The organism is Microvirga massiliensis (assembly GCF_001006805.1).
GTDB lineage: Bacteria > Pseudomonadota > Alphaproteobacteria > Rhizobiales > Beijerinckiaceae > Microvirga > Microvirga massiliensis.
Genome location: NZ_LN811360.1, coordinates 310,137 through 325,340, shown reverse-complemented (window position 1 = coordinate 325,340; position 15,204 = coordinate 310,137). Strand labels below are relative to the sequence as shown.

The window sequence follows — 15,204 nt, the reverse complement described above, 5'->3', positions numbered from 1 at the left end:
GCGGAATGCAACAAAACGGCCCCTCAGAGGCGCCTGTCAGCGCAGCAGCCAGTATGCCACCAGAGCGAGCAGCCACGCGGCGACAAAGACGCCGGCACCCAGACCAACAGCGGAGAGGATGTCGAGCCAAAGAGGCCCGTTGTCAGGCTCTCTCCACTTCCACTCGGGCATCTCTTCAGGAATCCCAGAGGAGCCCACTTGCGACCGCCAGGATGTGGAATCGGAGAGATTTCCTTTCAAGTCATTGGTTTAGGCGATGCTGGCGTCGGTTGCCCCTTACCCGCGGAACCGTCCTTCCGGCAGTCCACCATGGCCCGCAGGCCAGCTTCGACTCCGGGTTGGGGAGAACGGCATGCGCCGGTTCGCGGAGCCGAACTTCGACTGTCTTCTTCCGCGACGACGGCACGAGCACGCCGACATGTTGGGCCGCAGAAAAAGCGCCCCGGGGAGGAGCGCTTCAAGGTCCCGGCCGTGCGGGGATTTCCCTGCGGGGATTTGAGAGTGGGCCGGGTACCGGAACAACGGGCCAACGGAGAGCCGGTTCCCGTGCCGGAAGAGGCTACGGTGTGCGCTCGTCCGTTCCGGTGCCGCTGACCTTGGTGCCGCGCTCGTCCTCGACCTCGACCTCAGTGCTCCGAACCGTGTCGGAGACGGTTTCGGTGCGCTCGCGTGACGAAAGCCGACAGGAGGCGCGATTGTCCAGGAATGCTTACGGAGAGGCACGGGTTGCGTTCCGCAAACTGGCCGAGTTGACCTGACCAGACAATCCAGATCAGTTCCGGTGGCCATTCTTGACTGACATTGCGCTTTTGCCGGCCTAACTACCTGGAGCAGCGCATCAGCCGCACGAGAGATCCCTGACGATTCCGATGCGATCAATCTCGATGTTCAGGCGCTTGGGGCTGAGTTCCGTCGTGTAGGCTCCCCCGGGCTCGATGATGCGCACTTCTTGGGCGCGAGCTGCTCGACGAGCTCGCTCGGCAAGATCCGGTGTGTACATCTCACCTATGGCGAACCGAGCACCACTTGCAGAACATTCGGTGTGACTTGAGGACTCGGATTCCGCGAGGGCTACAGAGGCACACAGGGCCAGGATAGCGGAGATGCAGGACCGGAAGCAGTGTGCCTGCCGTGCAAGTGTCATTGATGACATGGGGCATCCTATAGATTGTGAGCGGAAATTCGGCAGATCCGGTTGGGATTGAACGAGCGGTCGGCTGAGATACCCGCCAACCTGAACACCGGCTTGTCGGTCGAACGCATCACAACGGTCTGAGCCTTGTCACCACGCGGCGACTTTTCGGTGCTGCCGATGGATCGCTAACCTGCTGTTCATCCGCGATGCCGGCATCGCACCGAGCTCTTTGTGACGACGTTTTCAGCAACCCTGTCGAACGTGGAACCTGCGACTCTAATGTGCTCCATAACCACTGCCAACGTTCACGACCAGAACGGCTCCAGAGTGAATGTAGAGGCTCCGTTGAGGGGCCCACCCTGTCAAGCACCTTCCAAGATCCCCAGAAGCAGCCACTCATCTCCGGAACATGGACCTGAACTCTGACGCTGCTCGCCTTGATGGGACACATGAGACCCCACCATGAGAGTAACGAACATGCGTGTGACAATGTTGGCGGCGGTTGCTGCGGCAGCCCTTTCCATGAGCTTTGCGGCGGTGGCCCAGACGAGCGGTGCCGGAACCTCATTCAGCATATTCGTCCGACTCGAATTCAGGTGTTTGGCCTTCGGTCGGGCTCCGGTCCCGGGTCATGTCGCAAGCACCCTTTGTTCGCGCTCAGCACTGCCCGAAGCAGGCTGGCCTGCCGCCATTCACGTGGATGCTGCGTCTGGATTCACGACCTGCTTGGCAAGATCCGTGAGCTTCTCGTCCGTGCGCTTCTCCTCCTCGAGGATCGCGAGCAAGGTGCGAAGGTCCTCATCCAGTCCGAGTTGCTTTGCCCAGGTGGCAAGCGTGCCGTAGACGGCGATCTCGTAGTGTTCGACCCGCTGGGCGGAGGCGATCAAGCCGGCGTCGCGCAATTCGGCCTCCTCGACCATCTTGGCCCACTTTTCCGATTCACGCACGATCGCCTGCATGGATTGGTCGACGTGCTCGCGTGGCTCGGCCCCGTGCCGGCGCAGGATCTCGTCCAGGCGATCCCGTTGCGAGCGGGTCTCCTGAAGATGGCTCTGGATCGCCTGCTTGAGTTCGGAGTGACTCGCCGCGTCCGCCATCGTGGGCAGTGCATCCACGAGCTGCGCCTCGACCGAGCGAAGTTCCTGGAGCTCGGTCACATACATCTGCCGGAAATTGTTCACGTTCATGTCACGCTCTCCTTCTCCACGAGCCTGTCGTCGCCGTGATGGTCCGCTCCCACTTCCCCTACAGAATGGTTGGCGTGCTCCCACCACCTGTCCGACCGCCACTTCGTCCGGTAGTCCGGCCCGCCCCCATGAGAACACTCGCACGCTGCTGAATGCGGAGGTTGTTCTGGACATGCCGTACGCCGCTGATCCTCTCGACAAGGTCCTCGACGTAGTGCTTCACTGTCCGGCTCTTGCTGCTGCCGACGAGCGTCACCTCACCACCCTCGACAGCCACTTCGATTTCCGAGGCATCAATGTGCGGGTCCTCGGTCAGGCGCTCGCAGACATCCTCGCGGATGCGATCATCGGAACGCGTGTATCCTTTTGGACCGCGACCGCGATGATGACCAGCGCCTGTCACTGACTGATCGGTGTTGCCAGGATCATGCCTCGCGTGGCGACGACGATCACTCTCGCGGCCGGACACGGCGTGATCATGGATTTGCTCGTCGCTCGCTCTGTCCCTTCGAGCAACATCTGTCATGATGTCCTCCTCTTGTTCGAGTGCTGAGCCTCCACTGGCGGCTTGGTGATCGCCTGTTCATCGTACATCTCAAGTCGCCCGAGTGCATTCCAGAGAGATCCAACAGCTCCGGTGCGATCATCGGCACGGCCTTGTCCGCTTACGGACGCGATGGCCCGGAACGATCAGTCCGAAAGCACCTGATCGAAGCGCAGCAACGCAACGGCGCTTGCCAAAGCGAGCCCCGTCGCAAGAAGAACAAGCGCCACGCCCGGACAGCTCCGGCGGCTTGCGTGAGTTCGTCTCATCGGCTCGGAAGACGAACGCCGCCGGTCGCAACGTTGCCACCTTCCGCGCTGTACTGTTCAGTTTCGACACGCGTATCCAGTGCATCCGGGCTCTCATGCCAGATGGCGCGCACCTCCTCGGGCAGGGATTGCCGGACTTTCTCGATCTGTCCCTGGTTCACGTAACGCGAGAGCACCTGGAACACGGCCCGGGTCGCATCGCGCACATTCACCGGCCGCGTCATCGCGAGTTCCTCACCGATGCGCTCCAGGAACTCGTCGAGTGAGCGCAGCCGAATGGGCAGCTCGGACGGGCGGAACTGGTCGTAGTAAAGCCCACGGACCAGGATCGGCAACTGCGAGCCGAGATGCGCTGCAAGGTTGGCGGGAAGGCGATCGCGAGTAGCCCGCAGCACCGCGCCGAGCACATGCCAGGCAATTTGCCGGTCAGGGCCGATTGCCTCGTCTCGCATCAGCTCATCGAGCCACGTGTGCGTTGTCTGAAGCGTTTTGTCGAAGACGTCGAGACCTGTCGCGCTCATGATCGATCTCCTGCGCAGGTATCTTCGGGCCAAACTCGCAGGAGGCGCTCGTGTTCCTTTTCCAAGGTTCGAATGCAGCATTCCTAACCTACGTTAAATGTCGATTGTTCCTACGCTTTTTGAGCCGCAGCGGTTGCACGCGCGCTCTCATTTCCGCCGTTGCACAAAGGCTCTTTTCATCTTTCAACGGGGTCGAAGAGGCTGAATTCCGTTGGGATCAGTCACTTACCAGGCAACTGGTGATCTTTGCTACCGAATGCCGCTTTGCTCTCTCACGGTAAAGGCCTCGGACTACTCCCCGAGGCCCCGCCGTATCAGGCAACAGGTGCCTTGCCGCAGGAAGCTTGCCTTGCTGCTGTTCCTATTGACCAGGGCTCTCCTTGAGCTCGGGTGCGACTTGGCCGTAGTTCAGCACGGACACCAGGGTAACGCCTCCCACGACGTTGCCGAGGAGGGTTGGGAAGAAGAACCGGGTCAGGAAGTCCCCCCAGGTCGCTTGGCCGGTTTCAACGAGGTAGAGCACGTCCACTGATCCAGCGATGATGTGTGCAAAGCCCCCGAGCCCGACCACATAGGTGACGATGACGATGATGAAGGGCCGAGCCGTCTCGGCTGCCGGCAGGAGCCAGACCATGAGAGCAATGAGCCAGCCGGCGAAGATTGCCTTCAGCACCGTGTCCCAGAACGGCGCGCTTAGCGACTGCCGGCTGATCTCAGTGAAAGCCGCTTTCGTCTCGCTGTCGAAGACATTGGTGTGGGCAATGGCTGCGGCCACGAGCCAGGTAGCCAAGACATTGGCGAGGAGCACCACCGCCCAGAGCCGGAGAACCCGCAGGAGGGTCGAAGGATCCCGGTGATAGAGCAGCGGCAGGATCGGCGTGAGGGTGTTCTCGGTGAACAACTGCTGCCGTCCGAGCACGACGATCAGGAACCCGACCGTGTAGCCGAACTCGCTGACGAGTTCCCGCCAGGGCGCGCTTGGAAGACGGGCGTGCAGCAGACCTTCCGTGATCAGCGAGAAGCCCATCGACAGTCCGGCCGCAAGACCGGACAGGAGCAGTGCCCAGACCGTCCGCTCCAACTCGCTTTCGCCCTCTGCCCGGATTGTTTCGTGGATCAAGGCCGCGCTTGGTCGGCTCTGGATCTCAACCGCCTTCCGCTCCTCCCGCGTGAATTCCGGCACCTGCGATGCAGCGCTGAGACGGTTCCCCGGATCGGTCTGGTCGGCCGGAACGTTGGGTTGATGACGCATGGCGATAGCCTTCGTGGGCTGTCCAACAGGGGCCCAGCGTCAAGGCTTCGACAAGGATTGTGTTCCCGCAGGGGATTGGTCGCTACTACGAGCGTTTTGGTCAAGCATCAGCTGGTCTCATGTCGTGCGGCATCACCTCCATCCGGACGTGTGTTGCGTGAAGGCAAGGGGCTGTATTTGAGCGGTATGCCAGGAGCGACGCACCTTCAGGCGTCTGTCGCGGCCGCATACCTCAATGAACTCTCTGAGATCAGTGAACGTCTCCATCGGGTCAATCTCGGTCCTGGAGCGCCCGAGCTAGATGGTCCGCTCGCCCTGCAAGTGCGGAAATTCGGCCAACTTCAGCCTCGTGCCAATTGCAGACCTACAGCAACGGCAAGATCCACGAACGTCGCCCCTGGTCGCGCATGGCGGCGGTGTCATCCGCCGCCCGCCAGTCGTGGCCGAGAGGTTCCCTCAAGCGCGCTTCATCGCCCGGGCGGCCTCCTTCTCCAGGTCGAGGTAGACCTCCGGGCTCACGTCCACCGCCACGCCGAGGATCGTGCCGCCCTTGAAGGTCCCGGGCGTCTTGTATTCCTGGCTCACCGCGTCGCCGCTGTCGCGCCCGATGCACAGGCCGTCGCCCGACAGCGTGAACTTGCCGGACTGTGCCCGCATGTCCCCTTGTGCAACGGCCTGGCCGTTCACGTAGAGCGTGGTCTTGCCGAGCGACTCGCCCTTCGGGCCCGCCTTTTCGCGGATGAACTCCATGCCGAGCGTGTATTTGCCCGGCTTGAGTTCGCCGGAGACGAACGTCTGCTCCGGCTTGATGCCGAGGAAGTTGTAGACGTAGTGCAGCTTCCGGTCCTTGATGAAAAGGGAATGGCCGCCGAACCGCGAGCCATGGGCGAAGATCACGCCCGAGGCGTCGGGATCGGCGATCTCGACATCCGAGATGATCTTGTAGGAGCGGCCGCGGATGCTCACCGCGACACCCTCCGGAACGGCTGACGTTCCGGGATAGTAGACGTACCGCAGGCGCGGCTTCTCTTCGCTCGGCCGCTCCGAGCCCAGGATTTCCGCGGGACTGCGATCGTCCAGCGGCAGCACGAAGTTCTTGTCGGCCTCCTCGAACCACGTCTTGATCAGCGCCTGGAGCTTGTCCGGGTGCTGCTTGGCCAGGTCGGTCGATTCAGAGCGGTCGGCATCGACGTGAAAGAGCTCCCACTGGTCCTGCTCGAAGTTTCCATGGCCGTAGTAAGTTACGTGCAGGGCCGAGGCCTTCCAGCCGTCCTCCCAGATCCCGCGTGTTCCGAACATCGCATAGTACTGCCGTTTCTTCTGCGTCGGGGCGTCCTTCGAGTCGAAGGTGTAGCGCATCGAGACGCCTGAAAGCGGGTACTGCTCCACCCCGCGATAGACCTTCGGCATCTCGAGCCCGCAGACCTCGAGGATGGTCGGCACGATGTCGGTCGAGTGGTGGTACTGGTTGCGCACCTCGCCCCTGGCCTTGATGCCCTTGGGCCAGGAAATGACCAGCGGGCAACACGTGCCGCCGGCAAACTGGGAGTAGCGCTTGAACATCTGGAAGGGTGTCGAGAACGCCACCGCCCATCCGGTCGGGAAGTGGTTGTAGGTTTCTGGGCTGCCGAGGACGTCGAGGTACTTCATGTTCTCGGACAGCTCGTCGGGGTAGTTGTTGAAGAGCTTGTTCTCGTTCACCGATCCGCTCGGGCTGCCTTCTCCGGAAGTGCCATTGTCGGCGCAGTACAGGACAAGCGTGTTCTCGAGCTGACCGCTCTGCTCGAGGTAATCGATGATGCGGCCGACTTGCGCATCGGTGTACTCCGAGAAGCCGGCGAAGACTTCGGCCATGTGCGAGAACAACCTCTTCTCGTCCGCATTCAGCGAAGCCCAGGGCCGCACGGCATCATTGGGTTCGGCCACCTCCTTGGGCATCGGATTGATCGGCGTGAGCTTGGTATCCTGTGGCAGCAGTCCCTTGGCGATCATCCGCGGCAGCACCCATTCGCGATACGCCTCATAGCCGTCGTCGAACTTGCCCTTGTACTTCGCAATGTACTCCTTGGGTGCATGATGCGGCGCGTGGTTCGCGCCCGGGCAGAACCACATGAACCACGGCTTTGACGGATTGCTCGCCTTCTGGTCGCGGATCATCTGCAAGGCCTGGTCGGCCAGATCCTTTGAGAGGTGGTAGCCTTCTTCCGGCGCGTAGGGCTGTTCGATGAACCTGTTGTCCTCGACGAGATCGGGGTACCACTGATTGGTTTCGCCGCCGAGGAAGCCGTAATAGCGGTCGAAGCCTTTGTTCAGCGGCCACTGCGAGCGCGTGGCGCCGGGCGCGACATCGTTCTCGGGAACATTATGGTTCTTGCCGACCCAGAATGTGCTCCAGCCGGCGTCCTGGAGGACTTGGCCGATGGTCGCGCATTCATCGGGAATGCGGCCATTGGCGCCGGGGAAGCCTTGCGCGGTTTCGGTAATCGACGAACATCCATTGAGGTGGTGATTGCGGCCCGTGAGGAAGGTCGAGCGTGTCGGCGAGCACAGCGCGGTCGTGTGCCACTGCGAGTACATCAGACCGTTGTCGGCCAGCTTCTGGAGCGTCGGCATGTTGATGGCACCGCCGAACGGCGACCAGGCGGACAGTCCCGTGTCGTCGTAGAGGATGACCAGGATGTTGGGCGAGCCTTCCGGAGCGCGGGTTGGCGTGAACGGATCCCAGTCCGGCGTGGAATTGCGGATGTCGATGTCGATCTTGCCCTTGAAACCTTTCTTAGTGATTAGGGGATTGGTCGAAGTGGTTCCTCGAGCCGATGCGCCCTGTGCGGCTGCTGTAGGCACGGTGCCCGGACGCGAACCGGAAAAGGCTGCGGCCGCCCCGATGGCGGTGCTCCCGAGCAGGACGGTGCGGCGGCTGATCGCTGGTCGCTTGCCCATCGCGTTCTCCTCGTTAGGCTTCTCGGGCTGCTTCGCGATATTGGCGTCCGGGTCTTGATCGGAGTTGTCATGGCTCATGATCGTCTTCCTCCTGACGACAGGAGACTTGTTGCATCGCGTGACCGTGGTGGTTCGCGTTTCACTCCTGTCTGGTTGACTTCACCGCCCCCATGGGCGCACGCACGTCACATCTGTTGTGTCTCCCGCACCACGCACCGGAAGCCGATATGGCTGGTCGAGGTGTCGACGGGCTGCGCGTGACGCGCGGCGGGCCGATAGCGGCGGCAGTAGCTCGGGGCGCACAGATGCGAGCCGCCCTTCAGCACCTTGCGGGGGATTGGTGTCTCCGGCTGGCACGGATCGTAGCTGTCAGCCTCGCGTGCCCCACGCGGGTTCTCGGGGATGCAGCAGGCTTTCGCGGCATCGGCCGGGTGCCTGGGTGCGTAGAAGTCGCTCGTCCACTCCCAGGCATTGCCGATCATGTCGACGAGGCCGTAGCCGTTCGGCGGAAAGGCGCCGACCGGCGTCGTGCGCTTGTAGGCATGGGGCGAGAGGTTTTGGTGCGGGAACGCGCCGTGCCAGAAGTTCGCCATCTGGCGCCCGTCCGGCTCGAGCTCGTCGCCCCAGGCGAACTCGGCACCGTCCAGGCCACCGCGGGCCGCGAACTCCCACTCGGCTTCGGTCGGCAGGCTCTTGCCCGCCCAGGCCGCGTAGGCCTCGGCGTCGGCATAAGCGACGTGCACGACCGGGTGGTCGTCGAGGCCCTTGATCGAGGAGCCCGGCCCATAAGGCTTTCGCCAGGTCGCTCCGAACCGGAACGTCCACCACTGGCTCCAGTCCCGCAGGTCGACTGGGTGGTTCGGCGGGTTGAACACCAGCGAGCCCGCCCGGAGCATGTGCGGCAGCGCGCCGGGATAGTCCCGTGGGTCGGGTGCTTTCTCCGCGACGGTGACGTGGCCGGTTGCCTCCACGAAGCAGCGGAACTCGCGGTTGGTCACGGGCGCCCGGTCGATCCAGAAGCCGTCGACAGCGACGCGGTGGACCGGTGCCTCCTCGGGGTAGTGCCGGTCGGAGCCCATCCGGAAGGTGCCGCCGGGGATCCAAACCATGGCGGCTGGCCGTGCCTCTGTCGGCGCTCCGGCCGGGGCATCCGGCTTGCGGTCCAGCCACGCCATAGCGATGTTCTCACTCGGCTGGGGCTGGCGGCGTCACTCCCGTGACGAGCGCCGAGGGTTCTTCGCTGAGCCAGCGATAGAGGATGCCGCCGAGGGCTCCGCCGATCAGCGGGGCGACCCAGAACAGCCAGAGCTGCGCGAGCGCCCAGCCGCCCACGAACAGCGCCGGACCGGTGCTGCGGGCCGGGTTCACGGAGGTGTTGGTGATCGGGATGCCCACGAGGTGGATGAGGGTCAGTCCCAGCCCAATGGCGATCGGCGCAAAGCCCACCGGTGCCTTGCCGTGTGTCGCCCCCATGATGATGAACAGGAACATCATGGTGAGCACCACCTCGGCCAGGAAGCCGGAGAGCAGACTGTACTGGCCTGGCGAATGCGCGCCGTAGCCGTTGGCCGCAAAGCCCTTGGCGAGATCAAAGCCTGGCGCGCCGCGGGCGATCAGGTAGAGCACCGTCGCGGCGACGACTGCTCCGATCACCTGCGCGACGATGTAGGGCAGAATGTCCTGCTTCGGGAAGCGGCCGCCCGCCGCCAGTCCAACAGTGACGGCCGGGTTGAGATGGCAGCCCGAGATGTGGCCGATCGCATAGGCCATGGTCAGCACCGTGAGCCCAAAGGCCAGCGCGACCCCGAGCAGGCCAATGCCGACCTCCGGGAAGGCGGCGGCGATCACCGCGCTGCCGCAGCCCGCAAAAGTCAGCCAGAAGGTGCCGATCGCCTCGGCGGCGCATTTGTGAATGTTGTGGCTGTTGTGAAGGTCCATGGGCAGCTCCTTGCAATCGCCTGAGGCGACGGCTCGTGTTCAGGAGCGACGTCGACAAAGCTGTCGATCAAAGGCGGCTCGTCGGGAGCCCAGGTCCAACGCAGGACTTTAACTTATGTGAATAAGTTACACCTTCCCGGTTCGGCAAGAAAGTGGCGCTGATGCGGGTACAGCCAAGGCTGAGCGGAAGGTCTGTTCGGGGTCAGGTACTGAAATTCCGCTGTCTTCCTGGATGTCTGGTTAGGTGAGGATTGCTGCCCTCGGGCTTAGGTCACAGGTGCGCCAAAGCCGGGCCTTCACGGCCCTCAGGGCGCTAACGTTTGACCACGCCTGTCGTGAGATTTTGGGCTAGGCTGAACCTTGGTGCTCTGCCGAGGAACCGGTCGGGAGGAGCCCATGGACGTCGGCGCCTGGCTGCGTGACCTGGGGCTGGGGCAGTACGAACAAGCGTTCCGCGAGAACGACATCGATGCCGGGGTTCTCGTCAACCTCACGGCCGAGGATCTGATCGGGCTCGGCGTCAGCTCGATCGGGCATCGCCGCAAGCTGCTGGCCGCAATCGGCGCACTGCATGATGGAACGGCATCGGGGCATCCCCCTCTCACGGGCACTCAGCCGCCGGCAGCACCGGTGGCTTCGCCTCTGCCTGAGGCTGAGCGGCGGCAGGTGACGGTGCTGTTCGCCGACCTCGCCGGCTACACGAAGCTCGCAGACGAACTCGACGCCGAGGAGGTCCATGCCATGCTCGGGCGCTTCTTCGACCTTGTCGATGCAAGCATCGCTGATCATGGTGGGATCGTCGACAAGCACATCGGCGATTGCGTGATGGCGGTCTTCGGGGCTCCGGTGGCCTATGGCAATGACCCCGAGCGATGCGTCCGGGCTGCCCTCGACATCCGGCGTCGCATGCCCGTGCTCGCGGCCGAACTCGGCCATTCTCTTGACGTGCACATCGGCATTGCCAGCGGCGAGGTTGTGGCGAGCGGCACCGGCAGTGCGCACCACCTGGAATACACAGTCACTGGCGAGTCCGTGAACCTCGCCTCACGCCTGACGGACGAGGCAGCCGCAGGCGAGATCCTGATCTCGGACGCCGTCAACCGGGCGCTCACCGACCGGCTTGACTGCTCCGAGATCGGCGAGCTGGCCATCAAAGGGTTCGCAAAGCCGGTCACGGCTTGGCGACTGCGCTCATTGTCCGAGCCGGCCCGCTCAGGACGCCAAGCCTTTGTTGGGCGGTGCCGCGAACTGCGGAAGCTCGAAGCGGCGCTGATGCAGTGCCGTAACGCGGGGCGCGGCCGCGCCCTCTACATCCGCGGGGAGGCCGGCATCGGCAAGACCCGCTTGCTCGAGCAGTTCCAGGCGATCGCCGAGAAGGAGAACTTCGCCTGCCACACCGGACTGGTGCTCGACTTCGGAATGGGCTCCGGCCAGGACGGCATCCGCTCGCTCGTCCGCAGCCTGCTCGGCCTGTCAGGCGAGAGCAGCCGGGAAGAGATCGAGGCTGCGGCCGAGAAAACGCTCGAGGATGGCATGCTGCCTGATGAGCGGCGGGTGTACCTGAACGACCTCCTGAACGTGCCGCAGCCGACTGAGCTGCGTACGCTCTACGACGCGATGGACAACGCGGCCCGCGACCGCGGCAAGCAGGCGACTGTCGCCGAGCTGGTCCTCCGGGCGAGCGGCCATCGTCCCCGGCTGCTGGCGATCGAGGATCTGCACTGGGCTGACCGGACGACCCTCGATCATCTGGTAAACCTCGCCGAAACCGTTGCCAAGTGCCCCGCGCTTCTGGTCATGACCTCGCGCATCGAACGCGATCCGCCCCGTGAGGTCTGGCCCTCGACGGCTGCCGGTCAGCCGATCAGGAGAATCGATCTCGGCCCGCTCCAGCCGGGTGAAGCCGGCCGGCTCGCCGAGGCTTACATCGATGCGCTTGGCGAACTCGCCCAACGCTGCATCGAACGGGCGGCCGGCAATCCGCTGTTTCTGGAGCAACTGTTGCGACATGCCCAGGAGAGCGCCGAGGCTGGCGTCCCGGGGTCGATCCGGAGTTTGGTGCAGGCACGCTTGGACCGCCTCCCGTTGCCCGACAAGCACGCGCTGCAAGCCGCCTCGGTCCTCGGCCAGCGCTTCACCGTCGAGGCATTGGGAGCACTGCTCGAGCAGCCCGGGTGGGATTGTGCTGGCCTGGTGCGGCACTTCCTGGTGCGCCCGCAAGGCGATCACTTCCTCTTCGCTCACGCGCTGATCCAAGAGGGTGTCTACGACACGCTGCTCAAGAGCCGGCGCCGCGAGCTGCATCGGCGGGCGGCCGATTGGTTCAGGAGCCATGACCTGACGTTGTGCGCGCAGCATCTCGACCGGGCCGAGGACGGTGGTGCACCCCGGGCCTATCTGGAAGCAGCACACGCGCAGGCCGCGGAATATCGGAGCGAGCGGGCCCTGCATCTCGTCGAGCGTGGACTGGTTTTGGCGCGGGAGCGGGCCGATGTGAGCGCGCTGTCCCTGCTCCGGGGCGAGATCCTGCACGACCTCGGTTCAATTCCGGAATCGATTGCTGCCTTCGGGCAGGCCCTTGCGGTGGCCGATGTCGACATCGAGCGGTGTCGAGCCTGGCTTGGGCTCGCCGCCGGCTTGCGCGTGAGGGATCGTTTCGACGAGGCCTTTGCGATGCTCGACAAGGCCGCGGCCGCGGCTGCCGGCGCGGACCTCGCGGCGGAACGTGCCCGAATCCACCACCTCCGCGGCAATCTCTGCTTCCCGCTCGGCCGGCTCGACGAGTGCCTGGCGGAGCACAGCCGGGCGCTCGATTGGGCCCGACGGGCCCGTGCGCCGGAGCTGGAAGCGCGCGCGCTTGGCGGGTTGGGCGACGCCGAGTACGCGCGCGGCCGAATGGCCAGCGCCCATCGGCACTTCAGCCGTTGTGCGGAGCTGTCGCGTGCGTCCGGCGTCGGGCGCATCGAAGTGGCCAATCTCAGCATGGTGGCGCATACTCAGGTTTACCTCAACGAATTCTCCGGTGCGCTCGCGACCGTCCAGGCGGCGGTCGAACTGGCGGAGCGGGTCGGGCATCCTCGGGCGGAGATCATCGCCCACAACGCGGCGTGCAACGTGTTTCGCACGACCGGCGAGTTCGGACGCGCAAGGCCGCATGCCGAGCGCGCACTGGCGCTCGCCCGGCAGCTCGGCGCCAAGAGATTCGAGGCGGTCAGCCTCCACGATCTCGCCATGGTTGCTCACGCCGAGGCGAGCCGGGCGGAGGCGCTGGACCTGCTGCACCGCGCCTTGGCGATCAGTCGCGAGACCGGGCTCAGCTTCGTGGGTCCGTGGATCCTCGGCCATCTTGCGGTCACGACCGAGGATCCGAAGGAACGTCGCGCGGCGCTGACGGAAGGCGAGGAGGTCCTGCGCAAAGGCGCGGTGAGCCACAATCACTTGTGGTTCTTCCGGTATGCCATCGACGCCTCGCTGGGTGCTCGGGATTGGGACGGGGCGGAGCGCTACAGCGCGGCGCTCGAAGATTATACGCGGCCAGAACCGTTACCCTGGGCCAGCTTCTTCGTCCGCTATGGACGCGCCCTTGGTGCACATAGCCGAGGCCACCTCGGACAGGAGGCGACGCACAAGCTTGGCGACTTGGCGGACGCGGCCGAGCGCCTCCGTATTGGACCGGCGCTTGCGCGGCTTCAACGGGCTCTGGCCTCAGGCCGTCGACGCCCCGATCGGCACCAGTGACCAAGGGAGGAGGATCATGGCGGAGGTTCAGCGCATGGAAGGCGATGGAGGAAGCGTCCGCGTCGACTTGGGGGCTTTCGATGCACTCCGCGGCGCCATTCGCGGCCCACGAGCAATCGTGCGGTGCGCCGATGCAACCGATGTGATCCGCGCAGTCGAGTTCGCACGGGATCACGGCTTACTGCTTGCTGTGCGCGGCGGCGGCCATAACATTGCCGGCAATGCCGTCTGCGACGGCGGTTTGATGATTGACCTGTCCCTTATGCGTTCGATTCAGGTCGACCCCAATCAGCGGACCGCTCGCGTGGAGCCAGGCGTGACGCTCGGCGAGTTCGATCGGCAGGTTCAGGCGTTCGGTCTTGCCACGCCGCTCGGGATCAACTCTACGACCGGTGTGGCCGGGCTCACACTCGGCGGCGGCTTCGGTTGGCTCAGCCGCCGGTATGGGCTCACCATTGACAACCTGACCGCGGCCGACGTGGCCACGGCCGACGGCCACCTGATGCGCGCGAGTGCGAGCGAGCACCCCGACCTGTTTTGGGCCATTCGCGGCGGAGGCGGCAACTTCGGGGTGGTCACCTCGTTCGAGTTCCGCCTGCACCGCGTCGGTCCCGAGGTGCTCTCGGGTCTGATCGTCCATGCCGCGGCCGGCGCCCGGGAACTCCTTGAGACGTACCGGCGCTTCGTATCCGAGGCGCCCGCCGAACTGATGTGCATGGTCGTGCTGCGAAAGGCCCCGCCGCTGCCGTTCCTGCCCGCCGCCGTGCACGGGGCGGAAGTCTTGGTGTTCGCCGTCTGCTATGCCGGCAATGTCGAGGACGGCCGGCGTGCCCTGGAGCCACTGCGCCGCCAGGGCGAGCCGATCGCCAGAGTCGTCGGCCCGCAACCCTTCACCGCTTGGCAGGCCGCCTTCGACCCGCTTCTCACCCCCGGGGCCCGCAACTACTGGAAATCGCATTACTTCGCGGAACTCAGCGATGCCGCAATCGAGGTCATCCTGGCGTACGGGAGCAGGTTGCCCACGCCGGAGTGCGAGATCTTTCTCGTGCATCTCGGCGGCGCGATCAGCCGTGTCCCTGCGGGCGCGACGGCCTACCCGCACCGCGACGCCCAATTCGTGCTGAACGTGCACGCGCGTTGGCGCGAGCCCGAGCAGGATATCGCGTGCATGCAGTGGGCGCGAAGCTTCTTCGCAGCGGCCGCGCCGTACGCGACCGGCGGCGTCTATGTCAACTTCATGCCCGAAGACGAGACAGACCGGGTTTCGGGCGCATACGGTGGCAACCTCGATCGGCTCGCCGCACTCAAGGCGAAGTACGATCCAGACAACCTCTTCCGAATGAACCAGAATGTCTCGCCGGCGATCGCGCGAGGAGGGGTCGCGTAGAGCTCCGCGTTTGCGCGACCGCACCAGCCCCCGTCAACCGCAAGAAACGTGATCGAATGGGGACTGAATTCATCAGCGGAGGTCCGCTCCGGGTCCAGCCTGTGTGAAAACGCGTGGTCTCTAAGCTGGCGGAGAAGAATTATCCAAACGAGTTGCGCCGCCGGGACGTTTGGAGCCGAACCAGCGCGGATTCCACCCTTAATCGGAAAAATGTTTCGGGATCAGGTTGTAGTGTCGCGTTTTCACACGGCCTCGGTCAAAGCAGGAGATTGGCGAAATGAAAGAACGTCCTG

General features: G+C 64.3%; 10 protein-coding genes. 2 read left to right on the top strand and 8 right to left on the bottom strand.

Annotated features, from left to right (window positions below; genetic code table 11):
• Nucleotides 1–838: 838 nt before the first annotated feature.
• The 8 genes from BN1233_RS50630 to aqpZ form a co-directional block, all read right to left on the bottom strand.
• A complete protein-coding gene (locus tag BN1233_RS50630; protein ID WP_063776757.1) occupies nucleotides 839–1,144 on the bottom strand; it encodes an I78 family peptidase inhibitor in 306 nt (101 codons plus the stop codon).
• Nucleotides 1,145–1,827: 683 nt separating this feature from the next.
• Nucleotides 1,828–2,322 carry a YciE/YciF ferroxidase family protein gene (locus BN1233_RS29640; protein ID WP_046867227.1) on the bottom strand — a complete coding sequence of 165 codons (495 nt, stop codon included), beginning with the start codon at nucleotides 2,320–2,322 and terminating at the stop codon, nucleotides 1,828–1,830.
• A gap of 58 nt (nucleotides 2,323–2,380) precedes the next feature.
• Nucleotides 2,381–2,848, bottom strand: a complete 468-nt coding sequence (locus BN1233_RS45035) for a BON domain-containing protein (RefSeq protein WP_082145724.1) — start codon at nucleotides 2,846–2,848, stop codon at nucleotides 2,381–2,383.
• A gap of 283 nt (nucleotides 2,849–3,131) precedes the next feature.
• Nucleotides 3,132–3,656, bottom strand: a complete 525-nt coding sequence (locus tag BN1233_RS29630) for a DUF2267 domain-containing protein (protein WP_063776756.1) — start codon at nucleotides 3,654–3,656, stop codon at nucleotides 3,132–3,134.
• A 361-nt stretch (nucleotides 3,657–4,017) separates the two neighbouring features.
• Nucleotides 4,018–4,908 carry a formate/nitrite transporter family protein gene (locus BN1233_RS29625; RefSeq protein WP_046867225.1) on the bottom strand — a complete coding sequence of 297 codons (891 nt, stop codon included), beginning with the start codon at nucleotides 4,906–4,908 and terminating at the stop codon, nucleotides 4,018–4,020.
• Nucleotides 4,909–5,364: 456 nt separating this feature from the next.
• Complete coding sequence (locus tag BN1233_RS29620) at nucleotides 5,365–7,926, bottom strand: arylsulfatase (protein WP_197094649.1); 2,562 nt, start codon at nucleotides 7,924–7,926, stop codon at nucleotides 5,365–5,367.
• 107 nt (nucleotides 7,927–8,033) lie between these two features.
• Nucleotides 8,034–8,957, bottom strand: a complete 924-nt coding sequence (locus tag BN1233_RS29615; RefSeq protein WP_187144401.1) for a formylglycine-generating enzyme family protein — start codon at nucleotides 8,955–8,957, stop codon at nucleotides 8,034–8,036.
• Nucleotides 8,958–9,033: 76 nt separating this feature from the next.
• The gene (gene aqpZ / locus BN1233_RS29610; RefSeq protein ID WP_046867223.1) at nucleotides 9,034–9,786 is read right to left on the bottom strand and encodes an aquaporin Z; all 753 of its coding nucleotides are present in this window, start codon (nucleotides 9,784–9,786) and stop codon (nucleotides 9,034–9,036) included.
• A gap of 396 nt (nucleotides 9,787–10,182) precedes the next feature.
• Here aqpZ and BN1233_RS29605 point away from each other — a divergent pair, with 396 nt between their 5' ends.
• Nucleotides 10,183–13,524: an adenylate/guanylate cyclase domain-containing protein gene (locus tag BN1233_RS29605; RefSeq protein WP_046867222.1), complete on the top strand. Its 3,342-nt coding sequence runs from the start codon at nucleotides 10,183–10,185 to the stop codon at nucleotides 13,522–13,524.
• A 16-nt stretch (nucleotides 13,525–13,540) separates the two neighbouring features.
• Complete coding sequence (locus tag BN1233_RS29600; RefSeq protein WP_074078386.1) at nucleotides 13,541–14,911, top strand: FAD-binding oxidoreductase; 1,371 nt, start codon at nucleotides 13,541–13,543, stop codon at nucleotides 14,909–14,911.
• Nucleotides 14,912–15,204 lie beyond the last annotated feature (293 nt).

What these genes read in the sequence shown, in the direction of transcription:
- aqpZ (WP_046867223.1), bottom strand. Translation starts at nt 9,786, where the DNA reads ATGGACCTTCACAACAGCCACAACATTCACAAATGCGCCGCCGAGGCG.
- BN1233_RS29630 (WP_063776756.1), bottom strand. Translation starts at nt 3,656, where the DNA reads ATGAGCGCGACAGGTCTCGACGTCTTCGACAAAACGCTTCAGACAACG.
- BN1233_RS29620 (WP_197094649.1), bottom strand. Translation starts at nt 7,926, where the DNA reads ATGAGCCATGACAACTCCGATCAAGACCCGGACGCCAATATCGCGAAG.
- BN1233_RS45035 (WP_082145724.1), bottom strand. Translation starts at nt 2,848, where the DNA reads ATGACAGATGTTGCTCGAAGGGACAGAGCGAGCGACGAGCAAATCCAT.
- BN1233_RS29615 (WP_187144401.1), bottom strand. Translation starts at nt 8,957, where the DNA reads ATGGTTTGGATCCCCGGCGGCACCTTCCGGATGGGCTCCGACCGGCAC.
- BN1233_RS29605 (WP_046867222.1), top strand. Translation starts at nt 10,183, where the DNA reads ATGGACGTCGGCGCCTGGCTGCGTGACCTGGGGCTGGGGCAGTACGAA.
- BN1233_RS29640 (WP_046867227.1), bottom strand. Translation starts at nt 2,322, where the DNA reads ATGAACGTGAACAATTTCCGGCAGATGTATGTGACCGAGCTCCAGGAA.
- BN1233_RS29600 (WP_074078386.1), top strand. Translation starts at nt 13,541, where the DNA reads ATGGCGGAGGTTCAGCGCATGGAAGGCGATGGAGGAAGCGTCCGCGTC.
- BN1233_RS29625 (WP_046867225.1), bottom strand. Translation starts at nt 4,908, where the DNA reads ATGCGTCATCAACCCAACGTTCCGGCCGACCAGACCGATCCGGGGAAC.
- BN1233_RS50630 (WP_063776757.1), bottom strand. Translation starts at nt 1,144, where the DNA reads ATGACACTTGCACGGCAGGCACACTGCTTCCGGTCCTGCATCTCCGCT.